17 protein-coding genes are annotated in these 23,105 nt (G+C 37.5%); 8 read left to right on the top strand and 9 right to left on the bottom strand.

Annotated elements, in window-relative coordinates; translation table 11 throughout:
• Positions 1-158: 158 nt before the first annotated feature.
• The 3 genes from R2Q77_RS20695 to R2Q77_RS20685 form a co-directional block, all read right to left on the bottom strand.
• The gene (locus R2Q77_RS20695) at positions 159-1,325 is read right to left on the bottom strand and encodes a FecR family protein (protein WP_316805615.1); all 1,167 of its coding nucleotides are present in this window, start codon (positions 1,323-1,325) and stop codon (positions 159-161) included.
• Positions 1,326-1,411: 86 nt separating this feature from the next.
• Positions 1,412-2,011 carry an RNA polymerase sigma-70 factor gene (locus R2Q77_RS20690; RefSeq protein ID WP_316805614.1) on the bottom strand — a complete coding sequence of 200 codons (600 nt, stop codon included), beginning with the start codon at positions 2,009-2,011 and terminating at the stop codon, positions 1,412-1,414.
• 129 nt (positions 2,012-2,140) lie between these two features.
• Positions 2,141-2,335, bottom strand: a complete 195-nt coding sequence (locus R2Q77_RS20685; RefSeq protein ID WP_316805613.1) for a hypothetical protein — start codon at positions 2,333-2,335, stop codon at positions 2,141-2,143.
• A gap of 79 nt (positions 2,336-2,414) precedes the next feature.
• On the opposite strand from R2Q77_RS20685, the gene R2Q77_RS20680 reads away from it, so the two are divergent.
• A complete protein-coding gene (locus R2Q77_RS20680; RefSeq protein ID WP_316805612.1) occupies positions 2,415-2,762 on the top strand; it encodes a hypothetical protein in 348 nt (115 codons plus the stop codon).
• A gap of 29 nt (positions 2,763-2,791) precedes the next feature.
• On the opposite strand, the gene R2Q77_RS20675 is transcribed toward R2Q77_RS20680, so the two are convergent.
• From R2Q77_RS20675 to R2Q77_RS20660, 4 genes are all read right to left on the bottom strand, one after another.
• Complete coding sequence (locus tag R2Q77_RS20675; protein WP_316805611.1) at positions 2,792-3,979, bottom strand: GAF domain-containing sensor histidine kinase; 1,188 nt, start codon at positions 3,977-3,979, stop codon at positions 2,792-2,794.
• Between the two features lie 212 nt (positions 3,980-4,191).
• Positions 4,192-4,635: an organic hydroperoxide resistance protein gene (locus tag R2Q77_RS20670; RefSeq protein ID WP_316805610.1), complete on the bottom strand. Its 444-nt coding sequence runs from the start codon at positions 4,633-4,635 to the stop codon at positions 4,192-4,194.
• A gap of 24 nt (positions 4,636-4,659) precedes the next feature.
• Positions 4,660-5,091 (bottom strand): MarR family transcriptional regulator, encoded by a 432-nt coding sequence (locus tag R2Q77_RS20665; RefSeq protein WP_316805609.1) that lies wholly within the window; start codon positions 5,089-5,091, stop codon positions 4,660-4,662.
• Between the two features lie 1,210 nt (positions 5,092-6,301).
• Positions 6,302-6,514: a hypothetical protein gene (locus R2Q77_RS20660; RefSeq protein WP_316805608.1), complete on the bottom strand. Its 213-nt coding sequence runs from the start codon at positions 6,512-6,514 to the stop codon at positions 6,302-6,304.
• Positions 6,515-6,678: 164 nt separating this feature from the next.
• Between R2Q77_RS20660 and mnmA the strand changes: the two genes are divergently transcribed.
• Both mnmA and aqpZ read left to right on the top strand, forming a co-directional pair.
• The gene (mnmA, locus tag R2Q77_RS20655; RefSeq protein ID WP_316805607.1) at positions 6,679-7,770 is read left to right on the top strand and encodes a tRNA 2-thiouridine(34) synthase MnmA; all 1,092 of its coding nucleotides are present in this window, start codon (positions 6,679-6,681) and stop codon (positions 7,768-7,770) included.
• Between the two features lie 295 nt (positions 7,771-8,065).
• The gene (gene aqpZ / locus R2Q77_RS20650; RefSeq protein WP_316805606.1) at positions 8,066-8,773 is read left to right on the top strand and encodes an aquaporin Z; all 708 of its coding nucleotides are present in this window, start codon (positions 8,066-8,068) and stop codon (positions 8,771-8,773) included.
• A gap of 71 nt (positions 8,774-8,844) precedes the next feature.
• Here aqpZ and R2Q77_RS20645 read toward each other — a convergent pair whose 3' ends face one another.
• Positions 8,845-9,357, bottom strand: a complete 513-nt coding sequence (locus R2Q77_RS20645; RefSeq protein ID WP_316805605.1) for a glutathione peroxidase — start codon at positions 9,355-9,357, stop codon at positions 8,845-8,847.
• A gap of 407 nt (positions 9,358-9,764) precedes the next feature.
• Between R2Q77_RS20645 and topA the strand changes: the two genes are divergently transcribed.
• Complete coding sequence (gene topA / locus R2Q77_RS20640) at positions 9,765-12,344, top strand: type I DNA topoisomerase (RefSeq protein ID WP_316805604.1); 2,580 nt, start codon at positions 9,765-9,767, stop codon at positions 12,342-12,344.
• A 112-nt stretch (positions 12,345-12,456) separates the two neighbouring features.
• A complete protein-coding gene (locus tag R2Q77_RS20635) occupies positions 12,457-12,861 on the top strand; it encodes a hypothetical protein (protein WP_316805603.1) in 405 nt (134 codons plus the stop codon).
• A gap of 85 nt (positions 12,862-12,946) precedes the next feature.
• Here the strand turns inward: R2Q77_RS20635 and R2Q77_RS20630 are convergent, their stop codons facing one another.
• Positions 12,947-13,372 (bottom strand): nuclear transport factor 2 family protein, encoded by a 426-nt coding sequence (locus R2Q77_RS20630; protein WP_316805602.1) that lies wholly within the window; start codon positions 13,370-13,372, stop codon positions 12,947-12,949.
• Positions 13,373-13,501: 129 nt separating this feature from the next.
• Between R2Q77_RS20630 and R2Q77_RS20625 the strand changes: the two genes are divergently transcribed.
• The 3 genes from R2Q77_RS20625 to pbpC all read left to right on the top strand — a co-directional run bounded on the left by R2Q77_RS20625 (position 13,502) and on the right by pbpC (position 22,634).
• Positions 13,502-19,105: an alpha-2-macroglobulin family protein gene (locus R2Q77_RS20625; protein ID WP_316805601.1), complete on the top strand. Its 5,604-nt coding sequence runs from the start codon at positions 13,502-13,504 to the stop codon at positions 19,103-19,105.
• Positions 19,106-19,241: 136 nt separating this feature from the next.
• Positions 19,242-20,207: a DUF6624 domain-containing protein gene (locus tag R2Q77_RS20620; protein ID WP_316805600.1), complete on the top strand. Its 966-nt coding sequence runs from the start codon at positions 19,242-19,244 to the stop codon at positions 20,205-20,207.
• Between the two features lie 36 nt (positions 20,208-20,243).
• Positions 20,244-22,634, top strand: coding sequence for a penicillin-binding protein 1C (pbpC, locus tag R2Q77_RS20615; RefSeq protein ID WP_316805599.1), 2,391 nt, complete (start codon positions 20,244-20,246; stop codon positions 22,632-22,634).
• The last annotated feature ends 471 nt before the right edge of the window (positions 22,635-23,105 follow it).

Below are 23,105 nucleotides of genomic sequence, written 5' to 3'. Positions count from 1 at the left end.
CGGGGTGATTTTTTGTTTGTAGCATTTAATCGCATAAATTTGGTTAGTTAGGTTAAAAAAATTCCTTCGCAAGGATTAATTAAGACCTGATTATTTTATAACCGGTTTGCCCCCCAGCAAATCGGTTTTTTTGTTTTTCAGGTCAAGCAGGTTCTTTCTTATTTCATTACATAAAGTGTTTTTCCTTCCAGTTTAAAATGTACTTGTTTTGTGTATTCTAAAAGTTTTATAAGTGCCAATAAACGTACATTTCTGGGTAGTTTGGCTACAAATTCTGCTTGCACATTATCTTTATAAATCACTTTTACATCATACCATTTTTCCACTTGTTTCATAATGTCCTGTAAACTAACTGTTCTAACACTAAAGAAACCATTTTTCCAGGCAATCACCTCATCAACGTTAACATCATTAACTACATTGATTCTGTGGCTGTTAAAGGCTTGTGCCTGCTGTCCGGGTACAATTTTTTCTGTTTGCTTGCCTGAGCTCATGGCAATAGATCCTTCTAATAAAGTGGCATTAATACTCTCCTCCTCCGGATATGCGTTTATGTTAAAATGAGTACCTAATACTTTAATTTGAGCATCATTATTAAGCATCACTTTAAAAGGCTTTTTTTCGTTTTTGGCTACTTCAAAATAAGCTTCTCCTTTAAGTTCAACCTTACGCTCATTTGCGGCAAAAGAAGTTGGATATTTTAAAGTGGAAGCCGCATTCAGCCAAACCTTAGTTCCATCGGGTAAATTAATCTGGTATTGTCCGCCATTTTGGGTTTCAATGGTATTAATTACAGAAGCTGCCCCACTCTCCTCTTTAATATTGTAAACAATTTGTCCATCGGCTGCTTTTCTGACTTCTATATTGCCCTGTTCGGCTAATAAACCGGTTGCCGCATCATCCAGGATAACCTTTTTACCATTTCCTAATGTTAAAACGGCCCGGTTGCCACCTGGTAGAATATCTTTTGTGTTTGAAGTAAGTAAAGGGTTTTGCAATTGTTTTTGGTACCAATAAAAACCTATTCCCAATGAAATTAAAAGAATAGCAGCCGCATACTTTATCCATCCCTTATAAAATTTAAAAACTTTAACTTGGTTTGTTTTATGCGCTGAACTAAATATATTATGAAGAATTTTTGCTTTTATGGGCGCTGGAAATTCAAGCTGGTCAACATTGTTATTATACGCTTCTTCCAATAATTTGTTTATCTCAATATCTGATTTTAATGTAGCAAGGTGCTGCATAAAAGCATCTCGCTCCTCTGCAGTTGCCGTTTTATCAAAATATTTGCTAAATAAATATGCGAATTCGGAATTGGACATTTGGCTCTTCAAAAGCCGGATTAGTACGACTTTACACTAAAGACACCAATTGAATAAAAAGGTGGTAGTGGAAATTTATTTTTTTTTTATAAAAGAATGATCTGACTCAATAAAATCATTAAAACAATATCATCCATATGATTTTTAACATATTCTTTTATGGCCTTAGAAGCTACATAGATGTGTTTTTTAACCGTTTCAGGAGAAATATTCAGCATTTTAGCAATCTCTTCATATTTTAACTTTTCTTCGCGGCTTAATAAATATATTTTTTTCTGCTGCGGCGGTAAATTCTCTATTGCCTTATCTATTAATAAACGAAAGTTTTCAGCTTGTTCGTAGCTCGACTCTTCAGGGTTTTCTCCTTCAAATTCTTTTTCCCAAGTCTTAAATTTAAGTTCATCGTTGGCCTTTTTCCGTAAATAATTAAGCGTTTGGTTTTTAGAGAGGATAAAAATATAATTACCGAAATGGTGAATGTGTTCTAAACTTTCTTTTTTTAACCAAATTTTAATAAAAACATCCTGGACAATTTCTTCTGCTACTTCTAAGGATTCAGTTAGTTTAAAAACATAGCTCGCCAAAGATTTATAATGCGCGTTGAATAAAATAGTAAAGGCACGCTTATCGCCCTGACTAACTTTCTTAATCAGCTCAGCTTCATTACTTAGCGTTACAAGTGCCATTTATTTGGTGGATATCTTTTATAAGTTTGACGAAAGATAATTATTAAATCTATATTGTAATAATTTTCTTACAGAACGGATTATCCAATGGTTAGAAAAACGGGATGCAAAAGTAAATCGATTAATGTACTAACAAATATTTTTTACTTTCTTCACAGTAATTAACTGGCCATCACTTAAAGTAAAAAGAAATAAAAGGTATTCGTCTGTTTCCTGAATCAGAATATCTTTTACAGTTCCTGATGTACCTTTTTCGTCGTTAATTTTATCGTTTACCTTCACCTCAAGTAAAGTAGAGGTTGGTAATTTCGAATTCACTATCATAACACAAATATAAGTTCTTTAACATACTTAAATCCTTCTATCACTTGTTTTCTATAAACTGAAGTTATATTTTTAACAAATGGAGCCCATATTTAAAAGCCTTTATCATTTAGAAAACAGCGAAATCAGTATAATTGAAATAGAAAGAAGTGATTTACCGGCCAACGCCGAAATTTATGAGCGTTTCCAATGGATTAAATTTGATAAATGCACATCAAAAATTACAGCGCTCACATTTGTATCTATGAAGGCTGATGAAGAAGAGCAAACACGTATTTTTGAAGGCGCTTCCTTAAAGTTTAATTTTGCAGAAGCAAGCTTTAGTGAAAACAACCAGGTAGAACAAGTTTTAAAAAACAATACTGAAGAAGGCATTTCGGCCACTACAGAACAGTTTATTACCAACTATTTAACCGGTGTACTCTAATCCTTTTTTTTATAACGATAACGGCTGTTCTAAACAGATGCCGGCAAATTTAAGGTAAAACAGGTTTGTTCGGCGGTTGAGCTTACTTCCAGTTTTCCACCGTGTGCCACTGCAATTTCAGAGGCAATATAAAGGCCTAAGCCCAAGCCTTTTTGGTTTGGCTCTACCTCTCCTCTTGAAAATGGCTGAAAAAGACGTCCCATGGTTGCATCAGAAATTTGTTTACCCGGATTGGAAACGCATAACGAAAAACCTTTTTCGTTGCTGATTGCTGTAACTTTTACAACAGCATTTGCAGCGCTATAATTTAGGGCATTACCTAATAAATTAGAAAAAAGCTGTGCAATCCTTTTGCCATCTGCATGCACAGGTGCATTAAAATTAAATGAAGTTTTAATGGTTCTCTCAGGCAAATTGGCTTGCATTTCTGAAATCACCTGCACCAAATTCTGGTGCAAATCTTCATTGGCGTTGCGGTTTATGGTTATGCCACCGCCCAATCGCCCGCTGGCAAAATCAAGCATATTTTCAATCAAGCCATTCATTCGGTAAGCAGAATCTTTAATAATGTTGCCCAGTCTAACGGTTCTTTCATCAACATTCATTTTGCTTAACAATTGTGCGCTGTTAGAAACCGCATTTAAAGGGTTACGTAAATCGTGACCCAGAATGGCAATAAACTGCTCCCTAAGTTCTGATGTTTCCCGTTCAATACGCAGTGTTCTTTCGCTTAAATCAAGTTGTTCCAAAGCATCCAGGTGAAAAGCAATTAAATCAGCAAACATCCTGAACATATTTACAATTGTAGAGGTATTAATTACTGCTGGCTTAGGGTCTATTGCGCAAAGGGTTCCAAAGAATGATCCATCCTTTAAGTTAATGGGCATGGAAATATAGCTTTGGAAACCATACATTAAAGGCGTATGGTGATTGATGTATTGCTCATCTTCTGCAACATGGTTAATCACGACAGGTTTTCTGTGCTGGCGGATTTCGTTGCAAATGGTTGTTTCTAATTTAAGTTCGCCCCCAACGGCCAAACCAAAATTAATTTCATCATGAACCGCACAGGCCGTCCAGCTATCTTCGGTTACACGGGCTACGGCAGCGAAGCCCATGCCAGTTGTATTGCACACAATTTCAAGGATATGAGATACAGCCGAAATGCGACTAATTAACTCAATATCAGTAAGGATTTTTGATTTAGGGATTTGCAAAAGTTAAATATTATAAATTGAAGCAATTTAAAAAATGTTTGGATAAAAACCTTCTAACATTTTTATCATTTCCTTTACAAAGGTATAATTTTTAGTATGCCTATTTAAATATTTGCACCAATTACCGTATAAGTTCAGTATAAATTCTTAAAAAATTATTTAAACGAAACTTCCTTAAAAGTTTCGTTTAAACAGCATTGATGTGATAACAATTAAAATTGCTCTGGTGCCAAGGTTGTCGTATTTAGCGTAACTTCAACATTACCTTTGGTTGCATTGGAATATGGGCAAACCTGGTGTGCCTTGTCTACTAAAGATTTAGCTAATTCAGCACTTACACCACTAATATTAACATCAAGTACAACTGTTAAACCAAAGCCACCTTCTTCATTTTTCCCAATTCCTACATGGGCTCTAACAGCTGTAGCGCCTGCTTCTGCTTTCGTAGTTTTTATAACCAAGCTTAAAGCACTATCAAAACATGCCGCATAACCGGCAGCAAATAATTGTTCAGGATTGGTATACCCCGTTTCGGCACCTCCTAATTCTTTTGGCATTCTTACCTCCAGGTTCAAAACCTCATCAGATGAAACTACGTGCCCATTTCTACCACCAGTTGCAGTAGCCGTTGCTGTATAAATTGCTTTTATTGACATTTTAATTGATTTATATGGTGAATTTTAAATTTCTTTTTTGGTTTTTTCGAGCAATCCGAAAATGATGTTTTTAACAGATACCAGTTCAGCTTCGCTTAAATCTAAACTACAAGCCAGGTCATAGGGAATTTGCGCCGCCAATTGTTTTAAGGCCAATCCCTTATCTGACAGACTAATAAAAACCATACGCTCATCAATTTTACTTCGCTCTCGTCTAACCAGGACCTTTTCCTCAAGTCGTTTTAATAAAGGGGTTAATGTACCCGAATCGAGCATTAATTTTTCTCCCAGATCTTTTACTGATAAGGTTTTATGTTCCCATAACACCAGCATAACCAAGTATTGCGGATAGGTTAATTCTATTTTCGCCAGCAAGGGTTTATAATGTGCCGTAATTACCCTCGATAGCGCATATAAAGGGAAACACAGTTGGTTTTCGAGTTTTAGAATATCCATGATTAAATTATTAATTGCTCAAAATTAAATTGTACACAATTAAATTTCAAATAAAAATTCAAGAATGACTAAAAACTTACAAAGCAGCCTAAATCATGGTCATTTAATTCCTTAAAAGATTTCTCCTTCGTTCCTCCTCGCAATGATGTCCTTTATCTTTGTATCCGTCATCCTGAATTTATTTCAAGGTCTTTCTTGTTATAAATGGATGCTTAAATAAATTCAGCAGGAGGACGAGCTGGAAATACCCTGTTAGTTTATTTTTCCTTTGGCTGGTGTTGTCACCGGCCATTTAGATTTAATACATTCGTCATTGCGAACAGAGGCTTAGGGACAGAGTAATGGGGTGAAGCAATCTTTATTGTTTTCTTCCCAAGTTACCCTCAAATGCCGCTCCTTCGCTGATGCTATCACCAGCTAAAAGTTAACATTATTTTAAATTGACTATTAAAATCAGGAAATGAGCAGTTTGTAGCATTTAGGAAACCACAGTCCCGCTTCCGTTGCTGCCCGATGAAGAATCGGGGCATTCACTCAAATCGGGTTTAGAGGCAACGTAGTTTTTACAACAAATCTCCCCTTTGATTGGCGAAAACACAAAGCAAGAGTTAACACCAGCCAAAAGTTTTTCCTTTGGCTGGTGTTATCATCGGCCATTTAGATTTAATACATTCGTCATTGCGAACTGTGCTTTAGGGCAGAGCGATGGCGTGAAGCAATCTTTATTGTTTTCTTCCCAAGTTACCCTCAAATGCCACTCCTTCGCTGATGCTATCACCAGCTAAAAGTTAACATTATTTTAAATTGATTATTAAAACCAGGAAATGAGCAGTTTGTAGCATTTAGGGAACTACAGTCCCGCTTGCGTTGCTGCCCGATGAAGAATCGGGGCATTCACTCAAATCGGGTTTAGAAACAACGTAGTTTTTACAGCAAATCTCCCCTTTGATTGGCGAAAACACTAAGCAAGAGTTAAACCTGATTGAAGCGGCATTTTCATTTGGCTGGTGTTATCACCAGCCATTTAGCTCTCACCTGTTCGTCATTGCGAACAGAGGCTTAGGGCAGAGTAATGGGGTGAAGCAATCTTTATTGTTTTCTCCCCAAGTTACACCAAACGCTGCCCCCTTTGGCTGATGCTATCACCAGATAAAAGTTAACATTATTTTAAATTGATTATTAAAATCAGGAAATGAGCAGTTTGTAGCATTTAGGAAACCACAGTCCCGCTTCCGTTGCTGCCCGATGAAGAATCGGGGCATTCACTCAAATCGGGTTTAGAGACAACGTAGTTTTTACAGCAAATCTTCCCTTTGATTGGCGAAAACACAGAGCAAGAGTTAAACCTGATTGAAGCGGCATCCCCGATTTTTTCTATCGAGATACAGCGTAAAGCAGGAACAAGGCTTACTAAGAACCACATACCTTGCTTTTCAAAAAAACATCCGGATTTGAAATTTCTTATGCCCGCATTCTCTGTTAAACCATGACAATTTAGCCCTTTACATTTAGCTTTTTACAAGTAACTGACTTGCTTTAAATAATTTCAGCTAAATAAACCTTATTTTTGCAGCCAATAGTATTAAAATGAGTAAACACGGTAGAATTCTGGTAGCCATGAGTGGCGGGGTTGATAGTTCGGTAGCGGCAGTGATGCTGCACGAGCAGGGTTATGAAGTAATTGGCTTAACCATGAAGACCTGGGATTATGCAAGCGCTGGAGGCAGCAGCAAAGAGACCGGCTGTTGCAGTTTAGATAGCATTAACGATGCCCGTACCTTAGCTGTAAATTATGGTTTCCCCCATTATATATTGGATATTCGCGATGAATTTGGCGATTATGTAATTGATAATTTTGTTGATGAATACCTGGCCGGGCGTACACCAAATCCATGTGTTTTGTGTAATACACATATTAAATGGGAAGCTTTATTAAAACGGGCGAATAAACTGGATTGCGAATTTATTGCAACTGGCCATTATGCAAACATTCGCCAGCAGGATAGCGGGCGTTATGTGATATCTAAAGGTAAAGACGAAAATAAAGATCAGTCTTATGTACTTTGGGGCGTATCGCAGGAAAATCTTTCGCGGACTAAATTTCCTTTGGGAAGCTTTGCCAAATCTGAAATCAGGCAAATGGCCCTGGATATGGGACAGGAAGAACTGGCTAAAAAATCAGAAAGTTATGAAATTTGTTTTGTTCCGGATAATGATTACAGGGCATTTTTAAAACATAAGGTTGAAGATCTTGAAGATCGTGTTGCAGGAGGAAATTTCATTTTAAGCAACGGAATGATCGTTGGACAGCATAAAGGTTATCCTTTTTATACCATCGGACAGCGTAAAGGATTAGGTGTTGCTTTTGGCGAACCGATGTTTGTAACGCAAATTTTGCCAGAAAGTAATACGGTGGTTTTGGGTAAGGCCGATGAACTGGAGCGCCGGGAAGCCATGGTTAGAAATGTTAATCTGGTTAAATACGCCAGCATTGAAGAACCAATGAACGATGTAATTACTAAAATTCGATATAAAGATGCAGGTATGCTAAGTACAATTGTTCAGGAAAAAGATAAAATGCGTGTAGTATTTGATCATTCAGTTTCTGCAATTGCCCCGGGCCAATCTGCAGTATTTTATGAAGGAAATGATTTATTAGGCGGGGGCTTTTTAATTTAAGCCATCCCATGCTATATTATAATAAAAGCCGGCTCTAAGCCGGCTTTTTTATTGAAAACACAATTTAAACGCATCATTTAATTTAAACGTTTAAACAAGGTTAATTTTTCGAAAAACTGCTTTTAACTTAAAATTTAGCCATTTTTAACAAACAACCTGTAAAACAACAGCTACAATAAAAATAATTTTTCGCTTATTTTATTCCAAAAAGGTTTGAATATTTAATTTTTAATTTACTTTTGGTTCAAATCTGTCCCTATATAGTTTTTTATTTAAATTTTAAACAAATAATTATATGGAAACAAGCAAATTATCAAAGTTTGGTGCCGAATTTCTCGGTACGCTGGTATTAGTCTTAATGGGCTGTGGCAGCGCAGTAATAGCAGGCGCCAATGGCACAACCGGTGTTGGCTTACTCGGTATCTCTTTCGCTTTTGGTTTATCTGTTGTCGCAATGGCTTATGCTATCGGACATATTTCAGGTTGCCACATTAATCCCGCCATTTCAATAGGCATGGTTGTGGCCGGAAGGATGAAAATTGGAGAAGCGGCCTATTATATTGTAGCACAAATTTTAGGTGCCATTGCCGGAGCTGGTATTTTAATGCTCATTGCATCGGGCAAGCCCGAATATTCTGTTGCTGTAAATGGATTGGGGCAAAATGGATATGATGCACTTTCTCCGCAACATTATAACTTACAAGCTGGTTTTATCGCTGAAGTTGTGCTCACCTTCATTTTTTTACTGGTTATTTTCGGCTCTACATCTACCAAAAATATTAACGGAGGATTTGCTGGTTTAGCTATTGGATTAAGTTTAGTATTAATCCATATCGTTGGAATCCCGGTAACGGGTGTTTCTGTTAACCCTGCACGTAGTATTGGTCCTGCCCTTTTAGTTGGCGGACAAGCCATTAGTCAGCTGTGGCTGTTTATTGTTGCGCCGTTTATTGGAGCAATTTTAAGCGCTATTGTTTGGAAATGGATATTAGAGAAAAACTAAATCCTGTAAGGAAGATGTATCAAGCATATGGAATCTGATATTCCATCAATCCTGATACATCTTCTATATTTTTAAAAGTTCTTGGTAATTGATTCGTCTAAGGGTTTAGTTTTCGAACGGAAACGGTGTACCAACTCTCCTTTTTCATTAATTAAGAATTTCTCAAAATTCCATTTAATATCACCTTGTTCTTCCGTACCAGACTGGGTAGTAAGGTATTTAAATAAAGGACTAATATCTTTACCAATTACACTGCTTTTTTCGGCTAATAAAAATGAAACATTGTATTTTCCTGTACAAAATTCTTTAATTTCAGAATTTGTAGAAAATTCTTGTCCACCAAAATCACCTTCAGGGAAACCAATTAACACCACTTTTTTTCCATAAAGTTTGTGTAATTTCTCCAGATCTTCATATTGTGGCGTAAAACCACATTTAGATGCTGTATTAACAATGAGGATTTTTTTGCCCTTAAATTTCGACAGTTTAATTTCTTTACCATCGATGGTTTTAAAGCTAAAATCGTAAACATTTTTTGGTGGAGTCACCAACAGGTTTAGCAGGATTAGAATTGTACTTATCATTTCGTTTTATTTTATATACGAATATAGACACAAATAGTTTCCGCTGGCGTAATGTTGTTGTAAATTTAATCCTGGATGCTATAAAAACAGATTAGAATATTAAATAAAAATGCGTGTCTGCCAGTTATCAGCTTACCTATAATAAGTGAGTTCATCTTTTAATCTAAATGCTGTCAACCTTAAAAATCGCGCTGCAAATGTTTATTGAAGGTATAAGATTGATTTATCTCCCACATAAGTACCACAGGCCATGCTTTATAAAGAATTAAATTTCGATTGAAATCTGTTCTTTATTAACCAATAAATAGCTTCATTTCATTATAATTTGACAAAAAATTTGTATTAAATTATACGCATGTTTTGATTTATGCTTTAATTATAGCTTTATTTGCAGAAAAACGTACTTCATGGCCAAAAATTTATTAATCGTCGAATCACCCGCAAAAGCTAAAACTATCGAAGGCTACTTAGGCAAAGATTTCCTTGTGAAATCAAGCTATGGCCACATTCGGGATTTAGTAAAAGGAGACATGGGAATTGACATTAAAAATGATTTTGCCCAAACTTATGAAGTACCGGCGGATAAGAAAAATGTAGTTGCCGAACTGAAAAAGTTAGCCAAAGATGCCGAAATGGTCTGGTTAGCGTCCGATGAGGACCGGGAGGGAGAAGCCATTTCATGGCACTTATTTGAAACTTTAGGTTTAAAAACCGAAAAGACAAAAAGGATCGTTTTTCATGAAATTACAAAACCTGCCATTTTAAAAGCCATTGAAAGTCCGCGAGGGATTGACTATAACCTGGTATTTGCTCAGCAGGCACGTCGTGTTTTGGATCGTTTGGTAGGTTTTGAATTGTCTCCCGTTTTATGGAAAAAAGTAAAACCATCTTTGTCGGCTGGTCGCGTGCAATCTGTTGCCGTGCGTTTAATTGTCGATAGAGAACGGGAAATTAACCAGTTCAGCGCCACTGCAGCTTTTAAAATTACAGCACAGTTTTCAACCGGAAAAGGAAAGGAAATTGTTAAAGCAGAATTACCACAACGCTTTGAAAACGAAGCTGAAGCCAATAAATTTCTTCAGGATTGCGTAAATGCAAAATTTGATATAAGCAGTTTAGAAACTAAACCTGCAAAGCGTAATCCGGCGGCTCCTTTTACCACTTCAACCTTGCAGCAGGAAGCTTCCAGGAAATTGGGTTTTTCGGTAGCCAGAACTATGCAGGTTGCACAACGTCTATATGAAGCTGGTAAGATTACGTATATGAGAACGGATTCGGTAAACTTATCGGATACGGCTTTGGCGGCCGCTGCTGCTGAAATTAAATCTGCTTACGGCGATCAATACCACCAGCCAAGAAAATATAAAACCAAATCGGCAGGTGCTCAAGAGGCTCACGAAGCCATTCGCCCTACTTATTTTGACCGACATACGGTTGATGGTGACATTTCTGAAAAACGTTTATACGATTTAATCTGGAAACGTTCCATCGCTTCGCAAATGAGTGAGGCTTTATTTGAAAAAACAACTGCACAAATTTCAACTTCAACCCGTAAGGAACATTTGGTTGCTGAAGGTGAGGTTTTAAAATTTGATGGTTTCCTTAAGGTTTATTTAGAATCTACAGATGACGAAGAAAACGAGGAAAAAGAAGGTGGTTCTATCCTACCGCCATTAACAAAAGGACAAGCGTTATTGTTAAAAGAAATGCAGGCAACAGAGCGTTACTCTCGTCCGCCCGCAAGATATACAGAGGCCAGTTTGGTTAAAAAGCTGGAGGAACTGGGCATTGGCCGTCCTTCTACTTATGCCCCAACGATTTCTACAGTACAAAATCGTGGTTATGTGGTAAAAGAAGATCGCGATGGTAAAACCCGTCAGTTTGTTTCGATTATTTTAGCCGATGGCCAGGTAAAAAAAGAAACCAAAACAGAAATTACAGGAGCAGAAAAATCCAAGCTTTTCCCCACCGATATTGGCGAAGTTGTAAACGACTTCTTAGTTGAACATTTTAAAGGAATTGTTGATTTTAATTTCACGGCAAACGTAGAAAAAGAGTTTGATGAGATTGCGCAGGGCTTACAGGAATGGACTAAAATGTTGCATTCGTTCTATAACCCTTTTCACCTTGAGGTAGAAAACACCTTAGAAACAGCAGAACGTGCAACCGGCGAACGTTTATTAGGAACAGACCCCGCGACAGGTAAAAATGTTTATACTAAAGTAGGCAAATTTGGACCATTGGTTCAGATAGGCGAAGCTGACGACGAAGAAAAGCCTCGCTACGCAAGCTTAATGCGCAACCAGTCTGTAGGAACAATTGCCTTAGAAGATGCTTTAGAGCTCTTTAAATTACCATTTCAACTGGAAGATTTCGAGGGCAAGGAAGTGATTATTGGCGTAGGTCGTTTTGGGCCTTATGTAAAATGGGGTGAAAGCTTTATTTCCCTACCTAAAAACGAGGACCCTTTAGCGGTTACTTATAACAGGGCGATTGAAATTATTAAAGAAAAAATGGATGCTGATGCACCTATCGCTCAATACGAAGGTTTGCCGGTAACCAAAGGTAAAGGCCGTTTTGGCCCTTTTATAAAGTGGAACGATTTATTTATCAATATTCCGGCTAAAGGTTACGATTACGACAATCTTTCTCAGGCTGATATTGATACTTTAATTGGTAAAAAGGTAGAAAAAGAAGCCAACCGTTACATCAAAACATGGGAGGAAGAAAAAATCTCTATTGAAAACGGCCGTTGGGGACCATTTATTCGTTTTGGTAAATTGATGCTAAAACTTAGAAACAACGAAACTACCAAGCAAAAATATACACCTGAAGAACTGGTTGATATTGAATTGGATGTAGTGAAGAAAATGATTGTTGAACAAGTTCCTGATGCTTTTGAAACCAAGAAAAAAGCAGCTCCGAAAAAGAAAACAACAACAGCTAAGAAACCTGCAGCAAAAAAAGCGGTGGCAAAAAAGAAATAACAAGAATTATTGATAACGTCAATTTTAATGAATTGAACTTTGGATAAATGATTGTTAAAATCAATCTTCCATTCAATAATTCTATCAGTTGGTTAATTATAATTAGAAAAAATTGAAAGCGGATTTACCAGAAAACTTAGTTGAAGACATTGCCATGGCCGTTGTGTTAATGAGCGAAACGCCGGAAGTAAAAAACTGGACAGTTTACCTGGTTAATTTAAAAAATGAGCCCATTACAAACGTAATTATCAGCTCAAAGGGATATGGAGAAAAAGAGGGCAAACCGGTAAAAACTTCTGTTTTAAGACATTTTATTGGCGATATGGAAGCCAATTCTTTCTCGGGCGTTGAAGCGATTGATCCCGAGGTTTTTGGCCTTACCAACGAATACTGGTTAAGTTATTACATCGGATCGACCATTTACGATAAGAAGTTTATCTTTTTGCCAGAGAGCATTGTTGATATGAATCTGATTAAAATTCCATTAGTTAATAAACCCGGCGTAATGATTAAATAAATCTTTAATCCGGTGTTTAAGTCCTTTTGGCAGAAAATAACCCAGAAAGTGTTTTCATATTCTGGGTTGTGATGCTTAACCCTGACTAAGGTACTTTGACTGCCTGTCTGCCTAATAATTTCCATCCGGTTTTTTCTTTAGACCAAATCAGCAATATATAAAGCTTTACGTTCCCAGGCACATTTTTATCGTTCGTTTTAGCATTCAAAGTATGGCGTACCAACGCTGTTTTATTTTGAACAATTACGCGTTGATCTGTTAAATTAATATCTACAAAATCCGATTCACCAGAAAGCAAAGAATGCATAAATTCCGTTTTGGTTTGAATCTTTCCACTTGAATGTCCGTAGCTTAAATTACCAAGCACTATTTTATCAAGTGCAGCGCTATCTGGTGTAATCATAAGCTTGGTTAATTGTTGAACTGCATTTTCTACATCTGCCTTTTGGGCAAGGCAAAGGTTTACAGAACAATACATTAACACAGCAAAGGCAAATAATTTCTTCATCATAGTTTTATATCGGGATTAGATTGTTGTAAACATATCTAAATCAGGGGGAAGTATCAAATGTTGAAATGTATTTTTTTTGTTTAAGCATATTTTTGGCTAATTTACCTCACGCTTAACCCAAATCAGATAATGGAAAACCCATCTACCTACTCCTCCTCGAAAAAAAAGAAATTTATTTTTATCGGCTTGCTGGCGGTTTCAATTGCAGCAATAGCTTTTATTTTCTTCAACAGAAAAAGAAAAACAAACGAAGACAATCAGGCCTATGCCAAATACATTGAGGCTTACACTTCAGGCACCATTTCAAAAAAGAGCTTTATTCGTGTTCACCTGGCAAATGCTGCACAGGGCATGCAGGATTTAGGTAAAGCTGACAGCAGAGCCTTATTTGATTTCTCACCAGGCATTTCAGGAAAAACGTACTGGATAGATCCGCAAACTGTAGAATTCAGGCCAGATGAAAATCTGAAACCTGGAAAAAACTATGAAGCTACTTTTAAATTGTCGGAAGTATCCGCAACTGAAAAGGGCCTTGAAGATTTCGACTTTGAATTTAAAGTCATCACTCCTGGAATTATGTTCAGCCAAAACGGATTGGTTTCTCAAAACAATACCTCTTTGGAATACATGAAGTTAAGTGGTGAAATATCAACAGCTGATGAAGAAGAAACCAAAGCAATTGAGAAAACAATTGAAACTGATTTTGACCAAAAACTTAAAATTAAATGGCAGCACAACCCGGCAAAAAACACATCAAAATTTACGATCGACAGCATCCGGAAAAAAGATAGCGACCAAACCCTGAAAATAAACTGGAATGGTAGTGCAATGGATGCCGACCAAAAAGGAACTGAAGAAATCCGTGTTCCGGCATTAAATAAGTTTGAAATTTTAGATATGAAGGCCGTACAAGGCGAAGAAGATTATGCTTTGGTACAATTTTCAGAACCTATTGGTGTTGGCCAGGATTTAACAGGAATGATAACCCTTGGAAACCTGAGCGATCTTAGATATACAATTGATGCCAGCCAGGTAAAAGTATATGCGGCAGAAGAGTTAAAAGGCAATTTTGCCTTAAATGTAAATGCCGGTATCGAAAATATTAACGGTAAAAAACTAACCGGTGGCAAAACGGCCAGTATTACTTTTGAAGATAAACTTCCGGCTGTAGTTATTTCCGGAGCCGGTACTATTTTACCCAATTCGGGTAAACTGGTTCTGCCATTTGAAGCAGTCAATTTAAAAGCTGTTGATGTAACCGTAATTAAAATTTATGAAAATAATATTCCCCAGTTTTTCCAAACCAACAATTATAAAGATGGGAACGAACTGCGCAGGGTGGCTAAGCCTATTTTACAAAAAACCATTCGTTTAGATGAAGATAAAGCATTAAACCTGCATAAGAAAAATCGTTTTACACTGGATCTTGATAAAATGATCCGCACTGAACCGGGCGCCATGTACCGGGTAACCATTGCTTTCAGGCAAGAATACAATGCTTTTAACTGTAAAGCCAATGATGAAAAAGTAGGAACAACTAATGCGGATGATGACGAAGAAAGTTATTATGGCGATGGTGACAGTTATGGGGAAAAGATTGATGAAGATGATGATTTCTGGAAACGTTACAATAATTATTATCCTTCTAACTACCGTTGGAATGACAAAAATAATCCTTGTACCCCATCTTTCTACACCAACGAAAAATGGGCAAGCAGAAATTTAATTGCATCCAATATTGGACTGGTTGCCAAGCGTGGAAATGATAACAGTATGCTTATTGTTGCCACAGATTTATTAACGGCCAAACCATTAAGCGGTATAAGCTTAGAGTTAATGGATTACCAGAAACAAATTATTTATACCGCTAAAACCGATGGCGATGGTTTTGCCCGTTTTGATTTAAAGAGACAGCCTTTTTTATTAATAGCTAAAAATGGAGCAGAACGTGGTTATTTAAAGCTGGATGATGGAAACTCCCTACCATTAAGCAGGTTTGATGTTGGTGGCGACGTAGTTCAAAGTGGTTTAAAGGGTTTTATTTACGGAGAAAGGGGCGTTTGGCGTCCTGGCGACAGCTTATTTATTTCTTTCGTACTGGAAGATAAATTAAAAAAACTACCGGCTAATTATCCGGTAACAATGGAATTTTATAACCCCAAAGGACAATTGTACAAGCGTCTAATAAATGGTAAGCCCCTAAACGGTTTTTACACTTTTAAAACGGCAACAGAAAGTACCTCGCCAACTGGCGACTGGATGGCTAAAGTTAAAGCAGGCGGCGCTACTTTTACCAAAACATTAAAGGTTGAAACCGTGATGCCAAATCGTTTAAAAATTGATTTCAACATCGGTAACCGTCCTTATTTAACTTCGGGAGCATCAGCCTCTACCCTTTCGGCAAAATGGTTGTTTGGCGCAGTTGCACAAAATTTAAAGGCAAAAGTTGATGTAAACCTCAATACTACCGAAACCAAGTTTAAAGGATTTGAAGGCTTCAGTTTTGATAATCCTACGGTGAACTTCCAATCGCAGGTTAAAACTATTTTTGAGGGTACGCTGAACCAGAATGGAACGGCGCAAATCAACACCAATTTAAATGAGAATAATACTGCTCCTGGTGTTTTGAGGGCTAATTTTACGACTAAAGTTTTTGAACCGGGCGGTAATTTCAGCATTGATAATTTCAGTATCCCCTACCATGTTTACAACAGTTATCTTGGAGTAAGGGCGCCAAAAGGCGATCGTTTAAGTGGCAGATTGATAACAGGACAAGACCATAAAATTGAAATTGTAAACGTAAATACAGATGGAAAACTAGTTGGTGGCAGTAAAACCGTTCAGGTAGAATTATACAAAACGCAGTGGCGCTGGTGGTGGGAACAGGATAACCAATATACTTACGCCAACTTTACCCAAAACCAGTACAATAAACTTATCGAAACCAAACAGGTTACATTATCAAATGGTAAAGGAAACTGGAATTTAAGAATTGATGAACCTGAATGGGGACGTTATTTAATTTTAGTTCGCGATTTAAACGGTGGGCATGTTACCGGAAAATCGGTTTACATTGATTGGCCTGGTTGGGCCCAACGCGAGCAGGGCAATAATCCAACTGAAGCATCCATGTTATCATTCACAGCTGATAAAGAGAAATTCACGGTGGGTGAAGACATTACATTAACCATTCCAACAGGTAAAAACGGAAGAGCATTAGTTTCAATTGAAAACGGAAGCCGTGTATTAAAAACCTATTGGATTGATACGAAGGCAGGGCAAACGCAATTTAAGTTTAAGGCAGAAAAGGAAATGGCACCCAATGTTTTTGCGAACATTACTTTGTTGCAGCCACATGCACAAACAATTAATGATTTGCCGATCAGGATGTATGGTGCAATTCCTATTTCGGTTGAAGATCCCCAAACCATTTTAAAGCCAACCATTAAAATGGCTGATAAAATTAAACCCGAAACTGAAAATACAATTACCGTTGCTGAACAAAGCGGCAAAGCCATGACCTATACCATTGCACTGGTTGATGAAGGTTTATTAGATTTAACGCGTTTTAAAACACCAGATCCGCATAGTGCATTTTATGCCCGTGAAGGTTTAGGCGTTAAAACCTGGGATTTATTCGACTATGTAATTGGTGCCTGGGGAGGAAATTTGGAACGCATTTTAAGTATTGGTGGTGATGGAAGCATTAATAAAAACCTTAACCCTGCTAAAGCTAACCGCTTTAAAGCAGTGGTTAAATTTATGGGTCCATTTACTTTAGGAAAAGGCGAAAGTAAAACCCACAAATTTAAATTGCCTCAATATATTGGAGCAGTTAGGGCTATGGTTGTTGCCGGACAAGAGGCGGCTTATGGCTTTGCAGAAAAATCTGTACAGGTTAAAAAACCATTAATGGTTTTGGCTACCTTGCCAAGGGTAATTGGGCCGGGAGAAAGTTTTACTTTGCCGGTTACCGTTTTTGCTACAGAAAATAACCTGAAAAATGTTTCGGTACAATTACAGGCCACAAATTTACTTGTAGAGGGCACCAATAAACAACAGCTTTACTATAAACAAACCGGCGAGCAGATGACTTACTTTGAAGTTAAAGCGCCAAACCAGGTTGGTGTAGCAAAAGTTAAGGTAATCGCACAAAGTGGAGCTGAAAAAACGGAGTACGACGTTGAAATGGATATTCGCAACCCAAATCCTTATATTACAAACGTCGTTTCTGCTACAGTACAACCAGGGCAAAACTGGGGTACAAAATATGCTTCAATTGGTATGCAGGGAACAAATTCAGGAACTTTAGAAGTTTCTTCTATCCCGGCAATTAACCTCAGCAAACGCTTAAGCTATTTAATTCAATATCCGCATGGTTGCATTGAGCAAACCACTTCGGGCATTTTCCCTCAGCTGTATTTAGATCGCCTCAGTCCACTTTCGGAACAGCAGAAAGCAATCACAGAAAAGAATCTTCGGGCTGGTATAAATCGCTTAAAAAGCTTTCAGACTACAGATGGAGGTTTATCTTACTGGCCAGGCGAAGGCAGTTCTGATGAATGGGGAACCAATTATGGAGGCCACTTTTTAATTGAGGCTCAAAATGCTGGCTATACACTTCCTGTGGGTTTATTAGACGAATTATTACGTTTTCAACGAACTAAAGCAAACAATTGGGCACCAAACAGTAATAATTTTTATGGTGGCGATTTATCTCAGTCTTACCGCTTATATACGCTTGCCCTTGCTAAAAAACCAGAAATGGCTGCAATGAACCGTTTAAGAGCATTTGAATATTTATCCGTTGCTGCAAAATGGAGATTAGCTGCTGCTTATAAATTAGCTGGTCAAAATGATGTTGCGCAGAACATGATTAAAGGATTAGATACTTCTATTAAACCTTATAATCAACTTGGCGGCACTTACGGTTCTGACGTTAGAGATGGTGCAATGATATTGGAAACATTAACCTTACTTGGCCAAAAAGCTAAAGCGGCTTCGCTCCTGCAGCCTTTGGCTACCAAATTGGGTGAAGATACCTGGTACAGCACGCAAACAACAGCTTATAGTTTATTGGCAATTGCGAAGTTTTGTGGCTCAAATCAGTCTTCGAATAAATTAAATTATCAATACGTTTTAGATGGAAAATCTGTTCCGGTAAATTCAAGCCAATACCTGAACAGTACTGCATTAAATTTTAAAGGCAATACTGCCTCGGTAACCAATAAAGGAAATAATGTATTGTTTGTACGTTTGGTATTGCAGGGGCAGCCAGTAGCCGGGCAAAATAATTTCTTACCAAACCGACCAGAAGTTTTGGATATGAATGTAAACTATAAACATCTAAATGGCAAACCTTTAGATCCTACAACACTAAAACAGGGAACCGATTTTTATGCAGAAGTAACGATTAAAAATCCAGGGCAAATGGGTTATTATGAACAAATGGCTTTAACACAAATTTTCCCTTCGGGCTGGGAAATTATTAATACCCGTGTTAATGATAACCAGAGTATTTTGGCTTCATCTCCTTTTACTTATCAGGACATTAGAGATGATCGCGTGTTTACCTATTTTAATATCCGCGAAAATGAGAGTTTAGTGTATAAAGTACTTCTTAATGCGTCTTACTTAGGCAAGTATTATTTATCTGCGGTACAGTGTGAGGCCATGTATAACCATGATATTTCTGCCACCGAAGCCGGAAAATGGGTTCAGGTTGTTAAATAGGCAATCCTATTCGTATTAAATTTAGCCACAGGGTTTTCCCTGTGGCTTTTTTGTAATCTACCCGGCTCACTTATTTTGAAAAACAACTAACTAACAATATAGTTTAATTTTATTATCTTAGTTCAAAATCAATTTTATGAAAAACTGCTTAACCTTTATGCTATTAACTTTTGTTTGCATTTCCTGTAATGCACAGCATATTTATAAAGACTTAATTTCAACAGCTGACAGTTTATACAAGGCTAAAAATTATCAGCAGTCAAACGAAACTTACATTAAAGCGCTTCAAATTGAAAAAAATAATAAAAATGACTTGTATAATGCCGCATGCGCTGCCGCATTAGCCCAGGACACTAACCATGCACTTGATTTTTTAAACTTAAGTATAGAAAATGGCTGGAATAACCTTCAACATACTGAAACGGATGGCGACTTGAAATCGCTTCATAATACACCGAAATGGACTGAGCTAATGGCTAAACTCAAAAACAATTTAGCCAAAATAGAAGCCAATTATAATAAACCTGTAAAAGAAGAACTGGAAGAAATTTATACAACAGATCAGGGAAACAGAGTTAAATATATAAACGCAGAAAAGCAATTTGGATTCAAGCACCATTCGGTTGATAGCTTAATTAAAGTAATGAATCATGATGATAGCATTAATAACTTAAGAGTTACCAAAATACTCGACAAATTTGGATGGTTGGGAGAAGATAAAATAGGCAATAAAGGTAACCTTACTTTGTTCTTGGTTATACAGCACTCAGACCTCAACATTCAGCAAAAATATTTACCCATGATGCGTTTAGCTGTAAAAGAAGGTAAGGCTAAAGCAAGTGCTTTAGCGCTGCTTGAAGACCGGGTTGCGCTTGGCGAAGGAAGAAAACAAACTTATGGAAGTCAGATCGGAACCAACGGCGCTGAAAAACGCACTTATGTTTTGCCTTTAGTAGACCCCGACCATGTAGATGAACGAAGGGCTGCTGTAGGGTTAGGCCCACTGGCAGATTACGTTAAACAGTGGGGATTGGTTTGGGATGTAGAGGCTTATAAAAAACAGCTTCCTGAAATTGAAAAATGGGAGAAAATGGAACATTAGAATCCTATATTTGCTTTGATCACAAAAAAGCACTTGATGGACAAAAGATTTAAGGTAATTGTAATTTCAGATGGTATTTGTTTATTGCTGTTGCTATTTTTTCTTTTTGCACTGCCAAAAAACCTTTTTAAATCTCCTACATCTTTCGTTTTAGAAGCCAGCAATGGTAATTTATTAAGTGCATCTATTGCTCAGGATGGGCAATGGCGTTTTCCTGTTGCTGATAGCGTTCCGGTTAAGTTTAAAGATTGTATTATTGCTTTTGAAGACAAGCGATTTTACAACCACTTTGGGGTAGACTTTTTAGCTATGAGCAGGGCAATGCGCCAAAATTTAAAAGCTAAAAGTATAGTGAGTGGTGGCAGTACTTTAACTATGCAGGTTATTCGGTTATCCCGAAAGCAAGACAGAACGATCTGGCAAAAATTATTCGAAATCCTGTTGGCTTTTAGGCTGGAGCTTAAATATTCTAAAAAAGAAATTATTGGTCTTTATGCCGCCAATGCACCTTTCGGTAGTAATGTTGTTGGTCTTGAAGCCGCAAGCTGGCGTTACTACGGCAGGGATGCTAAAAGCCTTTCCTGGGGCGAAATGGCTACGCTTGCCGTATTGCCTAACAGCCCGTCATTAGTTCATCCGGGGAAGAATTCGGTCAGACTGATTAAAAAACGGAATGATTTGCTCGATAAACTGGTTAAGTTAAAATATATAGATCAAACTACAGCCAATTTATCAAAATTGGAACCGGTTCCAGGTAAACCATTACCCCTGCCTCAAAATGCACCGCATTTATTGAACCGATTTAAAACAGAACGCAAGGCGTTAAACATTAACTCAACAAGAATCACATCCACCTTAAACGAAAACATTCAGCTTAAGGTGAGTTATATTTTAAAAAGATACAATAACCGCTATCGTGCTAACGATATCAACAATATTTCAGCCTTGGTTTTGGATGCAAGAAGTGGTGAAGTAGTGAGTTATGTTGGCAATATTTACCAGCCCGATGATCCGCTACTGCAAAGCCATGTGGATATGATTAAGGCACCAAGAAGCCCCGGCAGTACCTTAAAACCCCTATTGTATGCAAATATGCTTAATGATGGCTTTATTTTACCACATATATTAGTTCCTGATATCCCAACGCAGATAGCAGGCTATTCGCCTCAAAATTACGACTTAGGTTATGACGGTGCAATTGCAGCAGACAAAGCGCTCAGCAGATCACTAAATATACCTGCAGTTAAAATGTTGCAACAATACAAATATGAAAGATTTTACGATAAGTTAAAAAAACTGGGTATCGGCACATTAAACCAGCCAGCAGATCATTATGGACTATCGTTAATTTTAGGTGGCAGTGAAGTAACCATGTGGGATTTAGCCAATACATATATGGGCATGGTGCGCACGTTAAACCACTACAATACATACAAGGGTTTGTACAATCCTGCAGATTACCAGCAGGCAGTATATGTAAAGCAGACGCAAAAAGATCAAGCTGATGTACAGCGGAATTCATTTTTAGATCATGCTTCTATTTGGTCTACTTTTAACGCTATGGAAGAAGTAATGCGGCCCGGTGATGAAGGCTTATGGGAGCAGTTTTCTTCTTCGCAAAGAGTGGCCTGGAAAACCGGAACAAGTTTTGGCTTTAGAGATGCCTGGGCTGTGGGCTTAACGCCCAATTATGTTGTTTGTGTTTGGGTAGGCAATGCCGATGGTGAAGGCCGTCCAGGTTTGGTTGGTATTGAAGCTGCTGCTCCGGTTCTGTTTGATATTTTTAGGTTATTGCCGAATGGAAAATGGTTTGAAACACCCACAACCAAACTTAAAAAAATTAAAATTTGTAAACAAAGTGGTTATAAAGCAGGCGAAAACTGTGTGGATGTTATAGAAGAAATGGTTCCACCAGCCGGAGAAAAAACTTCCATCTGCCCTTTCCATAAAATTATTCATTTAGACAGAACAGCAACCTATCGCGTAACCGATCAATGCGAAAACGTAACCAGTATGGTCCACAAAAGCTGGTTTATCCTTCCACCGGCAATGGAGTACTATTATAAAATTAAGAACAGCGATTATAAAATGTTGCCTCCATTTAAAACCGGGTGTGAAAATACCGGTGGAAACAATGTAATGGAACTAATTTATCCAAAAAACGGTGCAACCGTTTACATTCCATTAGAACTGGATGGCTCAAGAGGAAAAATTGTATTAAATGCAGCGCACCGAAATAGCGCATCAAAAATATACTGGCATATCGACAATGAATATGTAGCCACCACAACCAATTATCACCAGCTGGCCATTAGCCCGCCCGCCGGCAAGCATACCTTAACCCTCGTTGATGAAAACGGAGAACGATTGGTTCAGTTTTTTACAGTTTTGGATAAAGAGAAGAAAAATATACAGCGTTCACCCTGAAGTTTAGCTTCTTCTTGTTAAAAAAAGATGCTGAAATAAATTCAGCAAAGGTGGGTTTATGCACTACTTTAGCTTTTACCTGGTGTTATCACCAACTAAAAACTGGGCCGTCACCCTGAATTTATTTCAGGGTCTTTATTGCTAAAAAACCATCGAATAAATAGCAAGATGAAAATAATTTAATGTTGTTTTTAAAGTTATAAAGATTGCTTCGTCGTACCTCCTCCCAATGACGCCCTTTTCCATTTCGCAGGCGATAATTCCCTTTGGTTGGTGTTATCATCAACTAAAAACTGGACCGTCACCCTGAATTTATTTCAGGGTATTTATTGTTAAAAAACCATCGAATAAACAGCAAAATGAAAATAATTTAATGTTGTTTTTAAAGTTATAAGGATTGCTTCGTCGTACCTCCTCCCAATGACGCCCTTTTCCATTTCGCAGGCGATAATTCCCTTTGGTTGGTGTTAT

It is taken from the genome of Pedobacter nototheniae, from assembly GCF_032678625.1.
GTDB lineage: Bacteria > Bacteroidota > Bacteroidia > Sphingobacteriales > Sphingobacteriaceae > Pedobacter > Pedobacter nototheniae_A.
The sequence above is the reverse complement of the archived record's forward strand: the minus strand, read 5'-3'. Positions and strand labels throughout refer to the sequence as shown.